This is a genomic window from Exobacillus caeni, from assembly GCF_005747095.1.
GTDB lineage: Bacteria > Bacillota > Bacilli > Bacillales > Guptibacillaceae > Exobacillus > Exobacillus caeni.
This window is the reverse complement of sequence record NZ_SWLG01000006.1, coordinates 97088-117743: the sequence shown is the minus strand read 5'-3', so window position 1 is coordinate 117743 and position 20656 is coordinate 97088. Positions and strand designations below refer to the sequence as shown.

The 20656-nt window shown below is 42.1% G+C and carries 15 protein-coding genes; all 15 read right to left on the bottom strand.

Annotation, left to right across the window (positions count from 1 at the left end):
* Positions 1-21 precede the first annotated feature (21 nt).
* A complete protein-coding gene (gene mutS / locus FCL54_RS09680) occupies positions 22-2646 on the bottom strand; it encodes a DNA mismatch repair protein MutS (RefSeq protein ID WP_138125811.1) in 2625 nt (874 codons plus the stop codon).
* Positions 2647-2963: 317 nt separating this feature from the next.
* Positions 2964-3536: an outer spore coat protein CotE gene (locus tag FCL54_RS09675; RefSeq protein ID WP_138125809.1), complete on the bottom strand. Its 573-nt coding sequence runs from the start codon at positions 3534-3536 to the stop codon at positions 2964-2966.
* Positions 3537-3879: 343 nt separating this feature from the next.
* The gene (locus FCL54_RS09670; protein WP_138125807.1) at positions 3880-4293 is read right to left on the bottom strand and encodes a YlbF/YmcA family competence regulator; all 414 of its coding nucleotides are present in this window, start codon (positions 4291-4293) and stop codon (positions 3880-3882) included.
* Entirely contained in the window at positions 4293-5831 is a 1539-nt protein-coding gene (gene miaB / locus FCL54_RS09665) for a tRNA (N6-isopentenyl adenosine(37)-C2)-methylthiotransferase MiaB (RefSeq protein WP_138125805.1), read from the bottom strand. Before miaB ends, FCL54_RS09670 begins: the two co-directional genes overlap by 1 nt.
* Positions 5832-6231: 400 nt before the next feature.
* Complete coding sequence (locus FCL54_RS09660; RefSeq protein WP_138125803.1) at positions 6232-7410, bottom strand: glycine C-acetyltransferase; 1179 nt, start codon at positions 7408-7410, stop codon at positions 6232-6234.
* A gap of 114 nt (positions 7411-7524) precedes the next feature.
* On the bottom strand, positions 7525-8565 hold the full coding sequence (gene tdh / locus FCL54_RS09655; protein WP_171016769.1) for an L-threonine 3-dehydrogenase: 1041 nt from the start codon (positions 8563-8565) through the stop codon (positions 7525-7527).
* 406 nt (positions 8566-8971) lie between these two features.
* The gene (locus FCL54_RS09650) at positions 8972-9838 is read right to left on the bottom strand and encodes a 2-oxoacid:ferredoxin oxidoreductase subunit beta (protein WP_138125801.1); all 867 of its coding nucleotides are present in this window, start codon (positions 9836-9838) and stop codon (positions 8972-8974) included.
* Complete coding sequence (locus tag FCL54_RS09645) at positions 9839-11578, bottom strand: 2-oxoacid:acceptor oxidoreductase subunit alpha (RefSeq protein ID WP_138125799.1); 1740 nt, start codon at positions 11576-11578, stop codon at positions 9839-9841.
* Between the two features lie 218 nt (positions 11579-11796).
* Positions 11797-12738, bottom strand: coding sequence for a dipeptidase (locus FCL54_RS09640; RefSeq protein WP_138126225.1), 942 nt, complete (start codon positions 12736-12738; stop codon positions 11797-11799).
* Positions 12739-12920: 182 nt separating this feature from the next.
* Complete coding sequence (spoVS, locus tag FCL54_RS09635) at positions 12921-13181, bottom strand: stage V sporulation protein SpoVS (RefSeq protein ID WP_003211281.1); 261 nt, start codon at positions 13179-13181, stop codon at positions 12921-12923.
* A 110-nt stretch (positions 13182-13291) separates the two neighbouring features.
* A complete protein-coding gene (locus tag FCL54_RS09630; protein ID WP_425467120.1) occupies positions 13292-14092 on the bottom strand; it encodes a TIGR00282 family metallophosphoesterase in 801 nt (266 codons plus the stop codon).
* Positions 14093-14292: 200 nt separating this feature from the next.
* On the bottom strand, positions 14293-15855 hold the full coding sequence (rny, locus tag FCL54_RS09625) for a ribonuclease Y (protein ID WP_138125797.1): 1563 nt from the start codon (positions 15853-15855) through the stop codon (positions 14293-14295).
* Between the two features lie 769 nt (positions 15856-16624).
* The gene (recA, locus tag FCL54_RS09620) at positions 16625-17671 is read right to left on the bottom strand and encodes a recombinase RecA (RefSeq protein WP_138125795.1); all 1047 of its coding nucleotides are present in this window, start codon (positions 17669-17671) and stop codon (positions 16625-16627) included.
* Positions 17672-17828: 157 nt separating this feature from the next.
* On the bottom strand, positions 17829-19403 hold the full coding sequence (locus FCL54_RS09615; protein WP_138125793.1) for a DEAD/DEAH box helicase: 1575 nt from the start codon (positions 19401-19403) through the stop codon (positions 17829-17831).
* Between the two features lie 6 nt (positions 19404-19409).
* Positions 19410-20648, bottom strand: coding sequence for a competence/damage-inducible protein A (locus FCL54_RS09610; protein ID WP_138125791.1), 1239 nt, complete (start codon positions 20646-20648; stop codon positions 19410-19412).
* Positions 20649-20656 lie beyond the last annotated feature (8 nt).

Sequence of the window (20656 nt, the reverse complement as noted above, 5' to 3'; positions counted from 1 at the left end):
TGGTTAACTAAATATAACGACTTATTTTAGTTTCCGTTTCATATCGTATAGTATGTTCATCGCCTCCATCGGCGTCATCTCTAAAATATCGGATTTCCGCAACAGCTGGAGAACTGCTTTCTCTTCTTTTGAAAAAGATTCTAAACTTTTTTTCTTGCTCCCCCCAAAAAATGACAGCTGCGCTTCGTTATCTTCTTCTGCTGCAGCAAGCTGTGCGGCAGCTTCTGATTCGTTAACCTGCTCCGCTTGAACAGTTTGGCCGTTTGGATGGACAGGACGTTCTAACTCTTTTAAAATTGCTGCTGCACGTTCTATTAGCCTGTCTGGCAAATTTGCAAGTTGCGCAACATGGATACCATAACTTTTATCGGCAGAACCATCATGAACCTTATGCAAGAAAACTACCCTGCCCTTTTCTTCCACTGCTTTTACATGGACATTCTTAACGCGGGAAAGTTCCTTTTCGAGTACGGTCAATTCATGATAGTGAGTGGAAAACAATGTTTTTGCCCTGACCTCATTGTGAATATATTCGATGATAGACTGGGCAAGAGCCATTCCGTCGTAAGTAGACGTTCCCCTCCCGATCTCATCTAATAATATCAAACTGTCCTGTGTTGCCTTTGTGATCGCATAGTTTGCTTCCAGCATTTCTACCATAAACGTACTCTGGCCTGCTGCAAGGTCATCGGCAGCTCCAATTCTTGTAAACACTTGATCGAAGATTGGAAGAACTGCAGACGTCGCGGGTACAAAACATCCGATTTGGCCCATTATGGCAATCAAGGCAAGCTGGCGCATATAAGTGCTCTTACCGCTCATGTTAGGACCGGTAATAAGCAGGATTTCACGATCTTCATCCATCATCACGTCATTGGCAACGTACTCTCGGTCATCCAGCATCTTTTCGACCACAGGATGCCGCCCCTCATTTATCCTGATTTCGCGGTTATCTGAAAATTCCGGGCGGCAAAACCTGTTTTCTTCACTTACCGATGCAAAGCCCTGGAGAACATCGATTTCACTTAACGTTTTTGCTAGCTCTTGAAGCTCCGGTATAAAAGTTTTCACCTGTTCACGCAGATTCGAAAATAGTTCGTACTCAAGCTCCATCATCTTATCTTCCGCTTCAAGAATCAGAGCTTCTTTTTCCTTAAGCTCCGGGGTGATAAAACGCTCGGCATTCGTCAATGTTTGCTTGCGTTCATACCTACCTTCAGCAAGAAGATGAAGGTTCGCCTTCGTGACCTCAATGTAATAACCGAATACTCTGTTATAGCCGATTTTTAATGACTTAATACCCGTTTCCTGGCGTTCTTTTTGTTGAAGTGAAGCAATCCAGCTTTTACCGTTTTTGCTTGCATCCCTGTATTTGTCAAGTTCCTTGTGAAAGCCATCCTTTATCATGTTTCCCTCTTTTACTGAAACGGGAGGGTTCTCTTCAAGGGCTTCCTGAAGCAGCCCGTTCAACTCATTGCACGGCTTTATCGATGCAGCAAGCTTTTGTGCACACTCATCCTCAAGCTCACTTACAAGCTGTTTGATTTCTGGTATTTTTCCAAGCGACTTTCTCAACTGGACAAGATCTCTTGCATTCACATTCCCAAAAGCAACCCTTCCTGCCAGTCTTTCCAAATCATAGACCTGCTTTAACTGGTCTCTTAATGCTTCCCTTTCAAAAAACTGCTTGATCAACGTTTCTACGATGCTTAACCGATGGTTGATCGTCGTTTTACTAAGCAAAGGACGCTCAACCCATTGTTTGAGCAACCTTCCGCCCATCGCTGTAACTGTATGGTCCAGAAACCATACCAACGACCCTTTTCGGCGTTTCTCCCTGATCGTTTCCACAAGCTCTAGGTTCCGCTTTGAGTTCATGTCAATCTTCATAAACTCGTTGACCTGATAATGCTTTAGTGGCTGTAAATGATCAAGTGACCGCTTTTGTGTACGGACAAGGTAATGCAATAAACGGCCAAACACATCAAGAAGCTTTACCTGATCAATATGTTTTGCCAGGTGAGTGAAAGCATCCGGGAGATGAGACTGTTCTTCAAATGATAAGGTGATTGCAAGTCGTTCTTTAATCAGCTTTCTCTCACCTTCAGGCATCGACGAGGACACAACAATCTCTTTGGGTGACAGTGAAGCAGCCTCACTAATAACATCCTCGCATGTCCCAGACAGAAGTGTTGCCATTGTTTCTCCTGTAGTAAGGTCATTTGCAGCCAATCCGTATGTAAGATCATCAAAGCGAGAGATGGAAACAATGTAATTGTTTTCTTTTTCTTTAATCAATCCGTCATTCATTACTGTACCAGGCGTAATCAACTGGACAACTTCTCTTCGGACTACACCCTTCGCCTGCTTAGGGTCTTCGGTTTGTTCGCAGATTGCGATTTTAAATCCTCTGTTTACTAACTGAGTTATATAATTATCTGCAGAATGGTATGGCACCCCGCACATGGGGATGCGTTCGTTTCCGCCGTCCCTGCTCGTTAAAGTGATTTCCAGCTCTTTAGATGCCTGAATCGCATCTTCAAAAAACATTTCATAAAAATCCCCAAGGCGAAAAAATAAAAAGGCATCCTGATGCTCTGCCTTAATTCGGAGATATTGTTGGATCATTGGTGTATACTGAGTCATTTTTTTCCTCCACCATTTATAAGGTTTCTATCTACTTTACGTTCTTCAGTATACCATATTTACATTTAGCCCTTCACCAGATTTAATTGTCCGGCTCATTAATCCTGTCCGTTTTTGATAAGGCTCTTTTCAAAGAGATACTTTGTTGCCTGTCAGGCTGGAGGCTCAGCGCGAACCTGCGGAAAGCGTAGATTGCCGTAACGGTTGGCCACCGTTTATATTGTTTATGAGAGATAAAAGGACCAAAGTTTGCAAAACACTTTTTTTATAAAATGCAAATAAAGACCAGGAAGAAGGTTTTCTTCTTCCTGGTTCTGTTACTCCTCTAAATCACCAATTAAAAAGTTCGGATCAAGGTCTTCAAACTCTTCATCTTCAACTTCTAAATCTTCCCAGTCTTCATCATCCCATGTATCGATGGTGCCATCAGGATTAATAGCAACATAGACTTTTGTTTCACCGATTGCTTCCACAATAAAGTCTCTTTCTACATGCACAACAATTTTGTTTCCATTTGGTGCAATTGTCGCTTCCTGGGCGTTTGGTTCTTGAACTGCTTTTGCAAGCACTTCAAAGTCATCGGAGACTACGTTTTCGTCTTTTTTTCTTAAAGGGACTTCATCTTTGTACTTGACAGTTTCTGTAACAACTTCGGTTTTTGTGTTGTTATTGTATGAGTACCAGATATTGATATCATAAACACCATCTACATCAACAAAATCCTTTTTGTTCTTCGCTGAAAAACTATGATTGATGATCCAGCAGCCTAAAATGCTCGTCGGACGATGTGAGGGAGTAACAGTATGTGTGGCCTGTGAAAATTTTCGGCCTTTTCCGCATACAGCTTTGGTGATTATTTCTCTGTATTTATAATCTTCTTTACCTGACATCGATCATACCTCCTCTTCCAATCTTCAATCTCATCCTATGCATGGCAAATGACTAGTGTGCGAAAAATTTTACGGTGGTTTGTTCTTATATCAGTCTATGTTTGATCTCCTTTTGGATTTCCTACTCTTTTTTAATTTTATATTTTTCCTTTAAGTACGGTAATTGAAATTAACAATAGAAAAAGAAAACTCGCACGATCTTCAAGGCTTTATGGAAAGATGGAGGCGCAGTTGCGCTTATCTATAATCTTAAACTTTTTAACGGTGTCGGGCATTCTCCTTTGGTTAAAAGTTTTATTAGGGGATAAAAAAAAACCAGGACTGAGATGTCCCGGTTTACCTTTTATTCACAAGCTTTTCTTTGATGGGAACCAGTTGTCCCCTGCAACAAATCTCCGCCTGTTGACTCGATGATCTCATCTGTTACTTTGTTAGAAATCGTGTTGGCGATCAATTGCAACAGATCGTTCACTTCTCTCTGAGAACGCTTGAACTCTTGTACGATAGGAATCTGGTCAAGCTGCTCCATTAATTCATCAAGCTTTGTTTCTGTTTGCTTTAATGCTTCATGCTTCTGGAAGTGTTGAAGGTTAACAGCTTCCTTTTGAAGTTTCTTAATCTGTGAAATCAGTTCCTGCACTTTTTCATTTTTGTTAATCTGTTCTTCAGCACGTTTGAAAAAGTCTACTTCTTCCGTATCAGCCATCATTGTAGCCAGATCTTTTGCTCTTGAGATAACTTCCTGTCTTGTAATCATTACGCATTCACCTCTGCAGTTTCTTCTACAAGTTCTCCATTGAGGGACCATGTTTTCGGATCGACAATTTTCACTTTCACAAGCTTGCCAACCAACGATTTTGACCCGCGGAAATTTACCAGCTTGTTACGGCGGGTATATCCTGAAAGAACATCAGGATTTTTCTTGCTTTCCCCTTCAACGAGCACTTCAACAATTTTATCTTTATAGGCAGCGTTCTTTTTGGCCGCAATATCATTTACAACGCTGTTTAGACGCTGCAGGCGTTCCTTTTTGACTTCCATCGGCACGTTATCCTTCATCTTAGCTGCCGGAGTACCGTCACGCTGGGAATAAATAAATGTAAACGCACTGTCGTATTCTACTTCTTTCATTAACGACAGAGTTTCTTCAAACTGTTCTTCCGTTTCATTAGGAAAACCTACGATAATATCTGTCGTAAAAGTAGCTTCAGGCATCGCTGCTTTTATTTTTCGAACAAGCTCCATATAGCTTTCACGCGTATATCTCCGGTTCATCAATTTTAACACGGAACTGCTGCCGCTTTGAACTGGAAGGTGGATATGATCCAGAAGGTTTCCGCCCTTTGCTAAAACCTCGATCAAACGATCATCGAAGTCACGTGGATGGCTTGTTGTAAAGCGGACACGTGGAATATCGATCTTGCGTATCTCATCCATCAGGTCACCAAGTCCATACTCGATATCCTCAAGGTCCTTGCCGTATGCATTTACGTTTTGTCCTAATAAAGTAACTTCTTTATACCCATTTGCGGCAAGATGGCGTACTTCCTGGATTATATCTTCAGGGCGACGGCTTCTCTCCTTGCCCCGCGTATAAGGGACAATACAATACGTACAGAACTTGTCGCAGCCATACATAATATTAACCCATGCTTTGATTTCGCCTTTTCTGGTTCTTGGAAGGTTCTCGATGATATCCCCTTCTTTTGACCAGACTTCCATAACCATTTCTTTTCCAAATACAGCCTGTTCCATTAGCTGAGGAAGACGGTGGATATTATGGGTTCCAAAAATCAAATCGACAAACTGGTGCTTTTGCATGATGCGGTTAACGACCGATTCTTCCTGGGACATACATCCGCATACCCCGATGATCAAATCAGGTCTTTCCATTTTTAACGGTTTCAAGTGTCCAAGCTCGCCGAACACTTTGTTTTCCGCGTTTTCACGGATCGCACACGTATTGAGAAGGATAACGTCTGCTTCATTGACCTCTGTTGTTGCTTCAAATCCCATTCCTTCGAAAATGCCGGCCATTACCTCTGTATCATGCTCATTCATCTGGCAGCCATAGGTACGGATAAGGAACTTTTTATTTATGCCGAGATTCTTGATGTTTTCCGGAATATCAAAGTCATAGTGGACTTTTACGTTTTCTTTACCACGTCGCTTTGCATCTTTCAATGAAGGCGCCTGGTACGTTGTCTGGAAGTACTTTGCATAGTCTTCTGTTGTCTTTTCCTTTTTAGGTTTAGAAACAACCTGCGAAGACTGCAAGCGCTGTTCTTCGTTCATTTTGCGAACTCCTTTCTTGCCAACTAAAAGCCGATCTATATAGTAAAGCGAGATAATTAATTGGATACACAATACCATATTATAAGTGTATCAGGGAAATTAAGCAATAAACAATAGAAATTTATTGAAGCAAGTCCGTTTTGAAATCGCTTCGTAATCTCAGTTTTTAGAAATAATTATGCAAGTTAAAGGCTGTTTTCTAAAACATTGTTGTTTTTACTTCTGCGACGTAATTGCAGCATTGATTTCCGCTCCGGGCAGTTCGCTTTCCGCAGCGGCTATCCATCCGTTATGTCGCAGTGCATTTCTACTGTTTATTAATAAACAAAATATGTGAAAATACCCAAACTAAAACAAGAAAAGGATAATCAAAACGATTACCCTTTCCTCATTACATCATTTATTTAATGATGCCGAGTTCTTTTCCGGCTTTTTCGAAGGCGTTCAGCGCTTGTTGCAGTTCTTCTTTGGAATGCTGTGCTGTGACGATAGTTCTGACGCGTGCTTTCCCTTTTGCTACTGTAGGGAAGGCAATTCCCTGTGCGAATACACCATAATCGAACAGCTTATCGGAGAAGCGGTGGCATAATGCTTCTTCTCCTACAATTACAGGAGTAATAGGTGTTTTACTGATCCCGGTATCAAACCCGAGTTTTGTTAGCTCTTCTTTAAAAAACTTTGTATTGTCCCATAATTTCTCAATTAACTCTGGTTCTTCAAGCAACACATCGATCGCTGCAGAGCTTGCAGCAGTTACTGCTGGTGGATGGGAAGTACTGAATAGGAATGGGCGCCCTTTATGGATCAGGTAATCCCTTAACGTTTTTGGTCCCGCAACATATCCGCCAAGCACCCCAATGGCCTTACTAAGCGTTCCTACCTGGATATGCACTCTACCGTTCAAGTTAAAATGATCAACAGAACCACGGCCGTTTCGACCGAGAACACCGCTCGCATGTGCATCGTCCACCATAACAAGTGCATCATATTTTTCTGCCAGCTCTACAATCTCAGGAAGTGGTGCAATGTTACCGTCCATTGAAAAAACACCATCTGTAACGATAAGACGAGTACGATAATCCTGGGTTTCTTTTAATGCATTTTCAAGATCTTGCATGTCAACGTGTTTGTAAATTCTTCGCCCGGCTTTTGTCAAACGAATCCCATCAATAATAGATGCATGATTTAGCTCATCTGAAATAACGACGTCTTCCTTTGTTAAAATAGCCGAAAGCACCGCCTGGTTTGTAGCGAATCCTGATTGTAATACAAGAGCTGCTTCAGTATGCTTGAAGTTTGCCAATTTCTCTTCAAACTCTTCGTGCATTGAAAATGTCCCTGCAATCGTACGAACAGAACCAGTGCCTGCTCCGTATTTTTCGACAGCTTCGATTGCAGCTTCTTTCATTTTAGGATGATCTGTCAGTCCAAGATAATTGTTTGAAGATAGTTGAATAACTTCTTTTCCATTAATATTAACTTTTGATCCCTGTGGAGACTCTAACGGAATAAGATTGCGAAAGACCCCTTGCTCTTTCATTTCGTCTAGCTCTTTTTGTAAGTATTCAAACCCTTTCATCGGATCGCCTCCTAATAAATGATATATGTATTTATCCATCTGCTTAACTAATTCTATTCTACAACATGCCGGCTGTCTCTAAACATCAGCCGGCATATTTTCATTCTAAAGTTATTACGGATGGAGGACAACTTTCCCGCATTTTCCAGCAAGCATCAAGTCAAAACCCTTTTCGAAATCTTCGAGCGGAAAATGGTGGGTAATCATCGGTTCAAGGTCTACCTGCTTAGATTTTAGAAGCCCTGAAACCTGGCGCCATGTTTCAAACATTTTACGCCCTGTGATTCCCTGTACTGTAATACCTTTAAACACGATATCGTTTGTCACATCGATTTCAACAGGCCGAACAGGCAGGCTTAAAATGGAAACTCGGCCTCCATTAGTAACCATTTTAAAGCCCTGGTTCATTGCTACCGGATGACCGGACATCTCACACACAACATCTACGCCATGTCCTTCAGTCAGTTCTTTTACAACTTGTAGAGGATCTTCATTTTTGGAATTAACAACTGTTGTGGCACCCATTTGCTTTGCCAGATCGAGACGATAATCGTTAAGATCGAAGGCAATCACCTGAGAAGCCCCTGCTGCTTTAGCTACTCCTACAGCCATGATTCCGATCGGACCGCACCCTATAATAGCAACCGTCTTACCTGCTACATCACCGGCCAATACAGTATGGACAGCATTCCCCATCGGTTCCTGGACAGATGCAACATCAAACGGCATTTCCTCCGGGTTTTTCCAGAGATTTTGACTTGGCAATGCTACATATTCTGCAAAACATCCATTTGTATCTACTCCAATGATTTTCGTATTTTCACAAATGTGAAACTGGCCCGTCAAACATTGGGGACATTCGTTACAGACGATATGGGTTTCCGCAGAAACATGGTCGCCGATTTCTACATTCGTTACATTTTTGCCTTTTTCAACTACTACACCGGCAAATTCATGACCGAACGTATATGGAGGCTTCACCCTGCTCGCTGACCATTCATCCCATGAGTAAATATGGACATCCGTACCGCAAATGGATGTAGCTTTCACCTGGATTAATACTTCGTTATCGTTAATTTGCGGAATATCAACCGTTTGGAGCTCAGCGCCAACACCGCGATGATGTTTTACAATTGCTTTCATCTTTCCTTCCACCGTGCACACTCCTTTACTATCAACCTATAAAGAATCCGTTTTCAACGATAATAGTATCACTTTAGAATAAATCCGTAAAGCGGAGTGTCTTCCTCAGGAGAACAATCGATTTTTTCTAAAAAAATAGTTCACTAGTATCGTTGCTATCACCTTTTTGTATTTTTTTCCTTTTACTTATGTTATTTTAAACTATTCCTTATTGGTAATACTGGTGTTTCGGAAAAACTTTTATAAGCTTGTCGGAAACCCAGCATTACTGCCGTTTTATATTGAATTTTAAGAGAGGGCATGCCAAAAGTATTTTAGCCAAAGGAAAATCCGAACTATGATTCAAGATTCTTCAATCAGAATTTGAATTAGTTCGGATTTTCCTTTTACACCGTTTTCGTAAGCTTGCTCATTCTCACTACATGAATTCGGCAACAAGTTCGTTAAATTTTTCTTCCGGCAGTTTCAAATCGGTACCTGTAAGAGGCTTATCACTATAGCCATGGGCAGCTTCCTGATAAGATTTTTTCTTATCGTCTTTATAGATGAGCCCTTTTACAAGTCCGTTATGTTCGATAATCGTTTGCATCGCCATGCCGCGGTTTGAAGTATCATAACCAACAATTTCATTTAAATTAACCAGATGTTCTTTAAACCAATCGTAGGTATTCACTTTGTTAAACGTTACACATGGACTAAAAACATTGATGAAAGAAAAACCTTTATGATTGATTCCCTGTTCAATAAGGGAAACAAGGTCTTTTAAGTCAGTTGAGAATCCCTGGGCAACGAAGCCGCACCCTGTCGCAAGAGCCATTTCCATAATCGAAAGCGGCGATTCTACCGAACCAGAAGGCGTACTCTTCGTTGTAAATCCTTCTGCACTTGTCGGAGAGGTCTGGCCCTTTGTTAAACCGTATATTTGATTATCCATTACGATGTACGTAATATCGATATTTCTTTTCATCGCGTGGATGGTATGTCCCATTCCAATTGCGAATCCATCCCCGTCTCCGCCCGAAGCAATTACTGTAAGATCACGATTCGCCATCTTAACTCCCTGGGCAATCGGCAAGGAGCGTCCATGAATGCCATGGAAACCGTAGGACTGGATATAACCTGATATTCTTCCCGAGCAGCCGATCCCGGATATCACAGCAAGCTGCTCTGGTTCGAGCCCCACATTGGCAGAAGCCCGCTGAATTGCTGCCTGGACCGAAAAATCACCGCAGCCCGGGCACCAGTTAGGCTTTACATTATTACGAAAATCTTTAAATGTCGCCATTTAGAACAGCTCCTTGCATTTATTGTGAATCTCCTTAGGCAAGAAAGGATTCCCATTGTATTTTAGAATATGATGAATTTTTTCTGCATGCCCCACATTCATTTTAACCAGGTTAGCCAGCTGTCCGGTCCCGTTGTGTTCCACGATGGCCACCTTACGTGCAGATTCAACTAAAGGCCTTAATTCTTCTGAAGGGAACGGATGGATTAACCGGATCTGCGCATGATTAACTTTTAATCCTTCATTTTCAAGCCGTGGGATCGCCTCTTCGATTCCACCACGGGTAGAAACATAGCCTATAATTAACAGATCTGCTTCTTCGTGCGGGGCCTTTTTATGAACGGGCGTATCAAACTTTAAGTTTGATAGTTTTCGAAGCCGTTTATCCATTTGGGACTGACGATTGGATGGCGATTCGGACGGTTTTCCTGTCTCATCATGCTCAACACCGGTAACATGGTGGATACCGTTTACCATTCCTGGGATTACCCGGGGCGATATTCCATCTTCGGTTACTTCGTAGCGTTTAAAATAAGACTTATCACCTCGTGCAGGAATTTCCTGCTGCAGATCTAGTTTTCCTCTCCGGATTTCAATCTTGTTATAGTCAAGAGGCTCTACCGTCTGTTTTCCAAGCGAAAGCTGAAGGTCTGATAAAAGGATTACTGGACACTGATACTCCTCTGCTAGATTAAAAGCTTGAATCGTATCATAGAACGCTTCTTCAACAGTACTCGGTGCCATAACGATCTTCGGAATATCGCCATGGGTGCCATAGATGACAGCCATAAGATCTGATTGTTCCTGTTTCGTTGGAAGGCCGGTACTTGGACCGCCACGCTGTGTATCCACGATAACCAGCGGTGTTTCGGTTATACCGGATAATCCGATCGATTCCATCATCAAAGAAAGCCCTGGACCCGCAGAAGCAGTTAAAGCCCGAACTCCTGCATAATTGGAACCAATCGCCATCGTAGCTGCGGCGATTTCATCTTCCGTTTGAATAACTGTACCACCAAAATCCGGGAGTTTCTTGATCAGATACTCCATTATTTCTGAAGCTGGAGTAATAGGATAGGCCGGCATAAATCTTACACCTGCAGATAGAGCACCAAGAGCAATCGCATCGTTTCCAATCATAAACATACGTCGTCTTCCGTCTGCCTCGTTCAATTTTAGATTTTCTATTTGGCCGCCGGATTCTTTTTTGAAGTAAGCTGCCCCCTGCCTGATCGCTTCCATATTTTTCTCGACAACCTTCTCGCCTTTTCTGCCGAAAATTTCTTTAACTACTTCTTCAAACTGGTTCACGTCCAGTCCTAAGGCGCCTGTTGTCGCTCCGATCGCAACCATGTTTTTCATCAACGATGTGCCAAGATCTGCTGCGATCTCTGTAAACGGAACGACGTATAGGGAAGCACCTGTCTCATCCGCCTTTTCAGGTTTGAATTTTGAATCAGCGATAATGATACCATTGTCATGCAGTTCATGGGAATTCAAATCGATTGTTTCCTGATCAAAGGCAATCAGAATGTCGAGGTCATCCGAAACAGAACGGACTTCATTCGTGCTCACCCTGATCTTATTGTTCGTATGGCCGCCTTTAATTCTAGAAGAAAAATGTCTGTAACCATAAAGGTAATAACCAAGCCGATTCATTGCGATCGCGAAGATTTCACCGGTACTGTCGATTCCTTCCCCCTGCTGGCCGCCAACTTTCCATGAAAGTTGATCTCTCATCCATATTCCACCCTTCATGTTAACCTGCTTTTTTAAATCTATTAACCATCTATTAATCTTAGAGCCGGAACTTTAGTAAATCTTCTGGTCTGATTATGTACTAAACGATTCAATAATAGTTGTATCACCAGGGAATTGCAAGCATATATTAAATTTTTTAAAAAATACTTTTCTTCCTGTCATGACTCATTCCGGCAACCTTTGACAATGTTTTTTTGCTAAATTGATAGACCCATCTTTTCCGGTAACTTATCTGCGAAATTTGTAAAGCAAAATCCTTTTACGAGCTCCTCAGGAAATTGCTGTAACATGGCATTGATCAGCCTTTCATAACCCGCATAGCTCGCAAGGCCATCCGGCCCCCTGTCGATTCCGTCAAAATCAGAGCCTATTCCGATATTTTTTTCTCCTCCAAGCGAACAAAGATAATCAACATGGTTCAGAATATCCCTTATTCCCGCTTTACGGTCATCCCGTAAAAACTTGGGAACAAACGTCACGCCAATAATCCCGTCTTTTTGAATCAACGCTTTTATTTGATCGTCATTTAAATTCCTGGGATGGCCGCACAGCTTTTTCGCGTTGGAATGGGAAGCAATTGGGAACTCAGCTATGTCCATCGCATCCCAGAACCCTTTTATTGACACATGGGAGAGATCTGTCCAAATTCCCCGTCGATTATTATCACCAATTATTTTTTTGCCAAAGTCAGTAATACCAGCACCCCTGCCTTCTAAAATCCCGTCGGCAACAGCGTTCCCGTGATTCCATGTTAGCCCGAGTGATCTGACTCCCAAACGGTATAACGTGGTCCAATACACCCGGTTGCCCTGTAGTGCATCCGCTCCTTCAAGCGTTAGTATTGCTCCGATTTCATTATCTTTTAGTTCCTGCAAATCTCTTTTTGTTAAAATGACTTTCATATCATCGTACCTGTCGATTATCTCCTGATAAAAAATATCAACCATCTCTAACGCTGCCTGGAATTTTACTTCTTCCGGCACATTCTCGGGAACAAAAATGGCAAACAATTGGACTTTTGCCCCTGTCTTTTTTAGCTGTTCATATGTAATCTGCAATGATTGATCATCAGAAAAGGTTAATCCCGGTTCACTCCACATTTTATTTAAAACATCACAGTGTGCATCAAATATCTTCATCGTTTTCAGTTTACCTCCAATGCCATATTCTGTCCTGTTCATTCTGTTGTTTTTATTTTCTGGACTGTTTCTGCGGCAATCAATTTTTAAGGATTACGCTAGAGTAGTATTCTTTTGTCACCAGAGATATGTTCTATTGCATACAAAAAAACCTGTTTGGATACACAAACAGGTTTAATGATTTATCGAGGTTCGACTATCAACTTTATCGCAGTTCTTTCTTCACCATCGATCAGAATGTCGGTAAAAGCAGGGATACAAATGAGGTCGACTCCACTTGGTGCTACAAATCCTCTAGCAATCGCTACAGCTTTCACAGCTTGGTTCAATGCACCAGCACCAATCGCCTGTATTTCAGCAGCTCCGCGTTCTCTTAAAACGCCTGCCAGTGCACCAGCTACAGAGTTAGGATTAGATTTTGCTGAAACTTTTAATATCTCCATTTTTAAGTACCTCCTTAAATGGTGTGTTCCTTAGCCACTTTATATCTATTCTTTATACATGGCTTGTATTCCTGCTTTAGGAAAAAAGAATTTTCAAAAATTTCAAATTTTTAGTCAAAAAAAGGATGGTCTTCATTAATTAATATTCGATCGATCCCTGTAGCTTTTCCGGTCTTTTGATCGATGGTGATCACTACTCCGTTTAATTGTTCCCTTCCTTTAGTGACTTCAAACCTTACCGGAAGATTTGTCAAGAACTTTTTCAGCACCGCTTCCCTATTCATGCCGAGGATGCCATCGTAAGGTCCTGTCATTCCGACATCCGAAATAAAAGCAGTTCCTTCAGGCAAGACCCTGTTATCAGCTGTCTGGACGTGTGTATGTGTCCCTACAACTGCAGTAACCTTTCCATCAAGGTACCAGCCCATTGCCTGTATTTCGCTTGTTGTTTCTGTATGGAAGTCAACAAAAATAATCGATGTTTTTTTCTGTAATTCTGCTACAAGCTCATCCGCTTTTCGGAAAGGGTCATCAAGAGCAGCCATGAATGTTCGTCCATGAAGATTAATCACCCCGACTTTTGTTCCGTTGACATTTATTATTGTACTGCCCTGTCCTGGTGTGCCTTTAGGAAAGTTAGCAGGTCTTACAAGCTTTGGCGCATCATCTATAAATTCAAAAATTTCTTTGTTATCCCACGTATGGTTCCCCATTGTTATCGCATGCGCCCCACGCTCTAAAAATTCCCGGTAGATCTTTTCGGTAATCCCTCTCCCACCTGCCGCATTTTCCCCATTAATGACAGTAATGTGGGGATTGTACTTTCGTCTAAGCTTCGGCATATATTCCTTGATCATATTTCTTCCCGGTGAACCTACTACATCTCCGATAAACATTAACTTTATATTCATGTTAGTACTCCAATCTACAACAGTTTCGTATAATCTATAACTTATGACTTCCTTACTCACCTAATATTGTAGCTTTTCTATGTAAGAAGTTCAAAGGAGGCTACCGTCCAGTTTTTTGCTTTTTGACCCATTCACATGTATATTCATCGAATTTAAATGAAAAATAAAAGCATAAAAAATAAAGCGGTGCAAGCACCACTTTATTTTGCATACTCGACTGCTCTCGTTTCACGAATAACTGTTACCTTAATATGACCAGGGTAGTCGAGTTCATCTTCGATTTTTTTCGTGATTTCTCGAGCAAGACGATAAGAGGACACATCATCGACCAGCTCAGGTTTTACCATGATGCGAATTTCTCTTCCCGCCTGGATAGCGAACGATTTCTCAACACCTTCAAATGACTCGGATATTTCTTCAAGCTTTTCAAGGCGTCTTATATACGTTTCCAGCGTTTCGCGGCGTGCACCTGGACGGGCAGCCGATAACGCATCAGCTGCAGCTACCAGCGTCGCGATAACAGATGTTGCTTCTGTATCACCGTGGTGAGAAGCAATACTATTAATCACTACCGGGTGTTCCTTATACTTGGTTGCCAGTTCTACCCCAATTTCCACGTGACTTCCTTCGACTTCATGGTCAATCGCTTTCCCGATATCATGAAGAAGTCCGGCACGGCGGGCAAGCTGTACGTCTTCACCAAGCTCTGCAGCCATAAGGCCTGTTAAATAAGCAACTTCCATCGAATGTTTTAACACGTTTTGTCCATAGCTAGTACGGAATTTCAAACGTCCTAGGATTTTAATTAAATCAGGGTGCAGAGCGTGAACCCCCACTTCAAATGTGGCCTGTTCACCGACCTCACGGATATACTCGTCTACTTCGCGTCTGGACTTATCCACCATCTCTTCGATTCTGGCAGGGTGAATTCGTCCATCCTGAACTAGCTTATCCAGAGCATTCCTTGCAATCTCCCGTCTAATAGGATCAAATCCAGAAAGGATAACTGCTTCAGGAGTGTCATCAATGATTAAGTCGATACCGGTCAGCGTTTCTAATGTTCGGATGTTACGGCCTTCACGCCCGATAATTCTACCTTTCATCTCATCGTTTGGAAGATTAACAACCGATACTGTTGTTTCGGCAACATGATCTGCCGCACAACGCTGAATCGCCATCGAAAGAATATTTTTCGCCTTTTTATCAGCTTCTTCTTTCGCCCGATTTTCTCTATCCTTAATCATTAGAGCCATATCATGCTCTACTTCCTTCTCAGCTTCCTGGATAATCATCTGTCTTGCTTCTTCGCGGGTTAAACCGGAAATACGCTCAAGCTCATGCTTTTGCTCTTGAAGCATTTCCTCCACTTTGCTTTCCATCTCTTCAATTTGTCGTTGTTTTTTGGTGAGAGACTCCTCTCTTTTCTCTAATGACTCCTCTTTCTTATCCAGAGTTTCACTTTTTCGATCAAGGATCTCTTCTTTCTGAACCAAACGATTCTCTTGTTTTTGCAGTTCATTTCTGCGTTCACGAATTTCACGCTCAGCATCTACGCGAAGCTTATGGTTCTCGTCCTTCGCTTCAAGTAAAGCTTCTTTCTTTAATGCTTCCGCTTCACTCTTTCCTTCTTTGATAATTCGTTGTGCTTCCATTTCTGCACTGGAAATTTTCGCTTCGGCAATCGTTTTGCGAACAAGATATCCAACAACTGCAAAGATTACTGCAGAGATAAGCACAGTGGAGATGATGATTATAGGATCCATAATTCTCACCTCCTCTTGCTATCAACTTGTTGGTTAACTAAATTGTTGTTTTTTGTTACATTGCAAGATTTCCATCCAGCACAATCATAAAGGTAATAATGTATAATTTTAAGAGAAAATTATAATTATACAATCTATATTTTATAACCAGGTTATGGGATTGTCAAGAGAGTTTCTTGACCGTTCGGTATTTCCGGCTTTTTTGTCAGAATATTTTAAATGAGACGGACTCTGGATTTTATACAGCGTGAATCTCATGGTCGATTGATTCTTTTTTTCTCCATGGCGACTTTTGTGGAAAGATATAGCTCTTTTCTAAAAGATTGTTGTTTATGCACAAAAGCGATAAACTGCGACGCAATTGCAGCATTGATTTCCACTCCGGGAGTTCGCCTGGTCGCCTCACCTTTCAACACTGCGAGATCTTCAGCTGTTGCTTTTCCCGCTGGAGTCGACTGCCCTCCGCTATAATCATTTGAAGGTATTTAGTGTTGGAATTCGACGAAGTGCTACCTAGCGAAGGAAATACACGTAGACTACTCGAAAATGTACATCATATTTTCTTCGTGCGATGTCTTGATGCCGTAGCCTTCCTTATCCTGCGGAACAGCGAAGAGGACCGAGCCCGCGGAAAGCGTAGTGTATTTCCGCAGCGGTCATCCATCCGTTATGTCGCAGTTCCTCTCTGATGTGAAGCTTAATAAGCAATAAAGTATGCGAAAAAAGCCAATAAAAATAACACGCCGGCTATTGGACCGGCGTGTTATTTTTATTCGTCATCAAGTAATGTTTCTTGTGTTGCGGCAGTTTCGTCGCTGCCCTGTTTATCAGCATCGAGCTGATAATAGTCACGTATTCTGCCGTAGATTTCTTTTTGGATTTCCGGATTTTCTTTAAGGAACTGCTTTGCATTTTCTCTTCCCTGTCCCAGGCGTTCGCCTTCAAACGAGAACCATGCTCCGCTTTTTTGAACGATGTCAAGATTCGATCCGATATCAAGGATCTCACCCTGTCTAGAAATTCCTTCTCCGTACATGATATCTACTTCCGCCTGTTTAAACGGAGGTGCAACTTTATTTTTTACAACTTTGATTTTTGTTTTATTACCGACCATATCATTGCCCTGCTTTAATGTTTCAGCGCGACGAACTTCCAATCGAACGGAAGAGTAGAACTTAAGGGCACGGCCGCCAGGAGTTGTCTCAGGGTTTCCGAACATTACCCCTACTTTTTCACGGATCTGGTTAATGAAAATCGCAGTTGTTTTGGATTTATTGATAGCTCCAGACAGCTTACGAAGTGCCTGTGACATCAATCTTGCCTGCAATCCTACGTGAGCATCTCCCATTTCGCCTTCGATTTCAGCTTTAGGCACAAGAGCTGCTACAGAGTCGACAACTATCATGTCAACAGCGCCGCTTCGAACAAGTGCTTCGGCAATTTCAAGAGCCTGTTCACCCGTATCAGGCTGGGAAAGCAAAAGCTCATCGATATTAACGCCAAGCTTTTGAGCATAAACCGGATCCAGTGCATGCTCTGCATCAATAAATGCTGCTTGTCCGCCATTTTGCTGCACTTCAGCAATGGCATGAAGTGCTACCGTTGTTTTACCTGAAGATTCAGGGCCGTAAACTTCGATGACTCTTCCGCGTGGGTATCCCCCTACTCCAAGTGCGATATCAAGGGCTAAAGAACCGCTGGAATTAGTAGAAACACGCTGTTCAGCCTGTTCGCCCAGCTTCATAATCGATCCTTTTCCAAACTGCTTTTCTATTTGTCTTAACGCCATATCTAAGGCTGCTTTACGATCACTCATGGGATCACTCCTTTTCTTCACTGACCTTATTTTACCTTTTTTCAGGTCGTTTGCCAATAGTTTTGCGAACATTTATTCGTTTTTTTTATATTTATTTTTTACATTTTGAAAAAGATTAACGGCTCCCAGCACGTTAATCTTTTTCACGTTCATTTTATTAAGATGTCTTGCTCTTTTGTGGTTTTGCTGGTTCAAGGTGGATGTTTTTCCCGTCAAGCCCACCTGAACGAAGTGCTTCGTATACAAACGGTGCAACCTCTTCAGGAACTTCGAAGAATGAGAACTTCTCAAAAATATCGATACGGCCTACCATTTGTTCAGGGATCCCTGCTAAAAGCGATAACTGCTCGAGCATCTTTTTCGGGTGAAGGTCAATGTTTCGCCCAACGTTCAAGAAGAATCTTACCATTCCGTTCTGGCCACCGGTTTCACCGAAATGATACTCGCTCGGAACACCGTCATTCTTAGATTTCACAAGCTTCTCTAAGAGTGCCTCAACCAATTCCTGTGAATTGAATTCGTTTAAAAGATGGGAAGCAGAATCACTATATGCCTGGTCTGGCTTATGTTTCTTAGCCATTGCTTTTTTCAGGTCGTTGACTGACTGTTCAAGATCGGCATACTCGTTATTCAATGGCTCAGCTGTTAGAGAAAGATTGATTTTTGACTCGATCGATTGTAAAAAGCGCATATCTTTCGGTGTTACAAGCGTAAGTGCGATCCCTTTATTCCCTGCCCTTCCGGTTCGGCCGATCCTATGAACATAGCGTTCAGGATCCTCCGGAATATCGTAATTGATAACATGGCTTACATGAGCTACATCGATTCCACGGGCAGCGATATCTGTTGCCACTAGAAAGTCGATGCGCGATGTACGAAACAGTTGCATTACTCTACTACGCTGTGACTGGACCAGGTCACCATGAAGTTCTTCAGCCCGGTATCCTCTTTTCTTTAGAGCTTCCGTCAAGTGGGAAACGCCTTTTTTCGTTCTGCAGAAAATAATCCCCAGGCGAATGTCTTCATTCTCGATGATCTGGCAAAGCGTATCAAATTTATCCTGTTCAAACGTACGGTAAAATACTTGATCTACCGTTTCGGCAGTAACATCCCCGTTTGAAACAGAAATTGTTTGCGGATTGTTCAAATAGTTATGTGCCAGCTTTTTAATCGGTGCCGGAATAGTTGCTGAAAACAATAAAGACTGTCTTCTTGAGGGCAACCGTTTCAATATGGATTCAATATCCTCGATGAATCCCATGTCAAGCATTTCATCGGCTTCATCAAGTATCGCTGTATGGATTCGATCCGTTCTTAATGTTTTGCGGTTCAAATGGTCAAGCACTCTCCCTGGAGTACCTACGACGATATGAACCCCTTTTTTCAAAGCCCGGATCTGATGGTAAATCGGCTCGCCGCCATAAACAGCGAGAACATTTAAGCCTTTATAACGGCTAAGTTTCTGAAGTTCAACAGAGACTTGAATAGCTAATTCCCTTGTAGGCGTTAAGATGATCGCCTCAGGGCCAGGCCGCTTAGAAACTTTTTCTACCAGAGGTATTCCAAAAGCTGCAGTTTTTCCTGTTCCTGTTTGCGCCTGTCCAATCAAGTCTGTACCGGCCAGGATAGGGCCGATAGCTTTTTCCTGTATAGGAGTCGGTTCTGTAAACCCCATTTCAAGAACTGCCCGCTTTACATCTGTGGAAATTTTAAAGTCTTCAAAATTACTCATCTGTATTTATTCACCTTTCTGTAAATGCTTCATAATGTCAAAAAATCCATGCTTTACGGTCCTGGCGCGGATCGATTCACGATTACCCGCCAACTGTAAGGAATGCACGGCCAAATCTGTTTCTGTCGAAAGCCCGATGTAAACCGTTCCAACCTCTTTTCCTTCGCTCTTATCAGGACCGGCCACTCCAGTAAAACTAATACCAATATCTGCGTTTAACTGTTTCCTGGCATTTTCAGCAAGCTCCTTTGCACATTCCTCGCTTACTGCTCCAAAATCTTGGAGTAATTTGTCCGGCACATGAAGCTGTTTTTTTGCTTCATTCGTATAGCAAACGAAGCTCCCTTTAAATAGAGATGACACACCGGAAACGTCCGTAACTTCTTTACTGAATAAACCGCCTGTCAAGCTTTCAGCAGCAGCTACAGTCAGTTTTCTCTCTTTTAACAGCTCAACAGTCTCAATGGCGAGTGATGTCTCACCGTATCCATAAAAGAAATCTCCGACCCGGCGTTGTATTTCTGTTTCCGCTTCGTCTAACAAAACCGCTGTTTTTTCAGCTGAGGTCTCTTTTGCTGTCAATCTTAGTGTCACTTCCCAATCTCCGGCCAATGGAGCAATCGTTGGATTGCTCTGCCTTTCGATCAGGTCTTCTAATTTAGTTTCTAGCAGTGACTCGCCGATTCCGAAGAAACGCAAAACTCTGGATACGATCCGCTCTGAATGGTTAACTGTTTGTTTTAAATAAGGTTCAACATAGTTCGAAAACATAGGTTTCATTTCTTTTGGTGGACCCGGAAGGAGGATGTAATGTGTTTCACCTTCAAGAAAACCAATCCCGGGGGCCATTCCTGTATCATTATTGAAAACAGTCGCTCCTTCTATGACAAGCGCTTGCTTTTTGTTATTATCTGACATTTTTTTGTTAACCTTTTTATAATAACCAGTTATAGCCGACATCGCTTTTTCATCGTAAACAAGGTTTCTCCCTGCTGCATCAGCAATCGTTTCCTTTGTCAGGTCATCTTTTGTCGGCCCAAGGCCACCTGTAAAAATAAGAAGGTCTGACCGACTCTTTGCTGTTGTGATCACTTGCTTTAACCGTTCGGAATTATCTCCTACAACAGTATGATAATAAACATTGATGCCTATATCTGCAAGTTTTCTGGATAAATATTGCGCATTTGTGTTAGCAATCTGGCCCAGGAGCAGTTCTGAGCCAATCGCTATGATTTCTGCATTCATGTTCTAAC

Coding starts and splice junctions, on each gene's coding strand:
- recA (WP_138125795.1), bottom strand. CDS start 17,671: ATGAGTGATCGTAAAGCAGCCTTAGATATGGCGTTAAGACAAATAGAA.
- FCL54_RS09675 (WP_138125809.1), bottom strand. CDS start 3,536: ATGTCAGGTAAAGAAGATTATAAATACAGAGAAATAATCACCAAAGCT.
- FCL54_RS09610 (WP_138125791.1), bottom strand. CDS start 20,648: ATGAATGCAGAAATCATAGCGATTGGCTCAGAACTGCTCCTGGGCCAG.
- miaB (WP_138125805.1), bottom strand. CDS start 5,831: ATGAACGAAGAACAGCGCTTGCAGTCTTCGCAGGTTGTTTCTAAACCT.
- spoVS (WP_003211281.1), bottom strand. CDS start 13,181: ATGGAGATATTAAAAGTTTCAGCAAAATCTAATCCTAACTCTGTAGCT.
- FCL54_RS09670 (WP_138125807.1), bottom strand. CDS start 4,293: ATGATTACAAGACAGGAAGTTATCTCAAGAGCAAAAGATCTGGCTACA.
- FCL54_RS09650 (WP_138125801.1), bottom strand. CDS start 9,838: ATGGCGACATTTAAAGATTTTCGTAATAATGTAAAGCCTAACTGGTGC.
- rny (WP_138125797.1), bottom strand. CDS start 15,855: ATGGATCCTATAATCATCATCTCCACTGTGCTTATCTCTGCAGTAATC.
- mutS (WP_138125811.1), bottom strand. CDS start 2,646: ATGACTCAGTATACACCAATGATCCAACAATATCTCCGAATTAAGGCA.
- FCL54_RS09640 (WP_138126225.1), bottom strand. CDS start 12,738: ATGAAGATATTTGATGCACACTGTGATGTTTTAAATAAAATGTGGAGT.
- FCL54_RS09615 (WP_138125793.1), bottom strand. CDS start 19,403: ATGAGTAATTTTGAAGACTTTAAAATTTCCACAGATGTAAAGCGGGCA.
- FCL54_RS09630 (WP_425467120.1), bottom strand. CDS start 14,092: ATGAATATAAAGTTAATGTTTATCGGAGATGTAGTAGGTTCACCGGGA.
- FCL54_RS09645 (WP_138125799.1), bottom strand. CDS start 11,578: ATGAGAGATCAACTTTCATGGAAAGTTGGCGGCCAGCAGGGGGAAGGA.
- FCL54_RS09660 (WP_138125803.1), bottom strand. CDS start 7,410: ATGAAAGGGTTTGAATACTTACAAAAAGAGCTAGACGAAATGAAAGAG.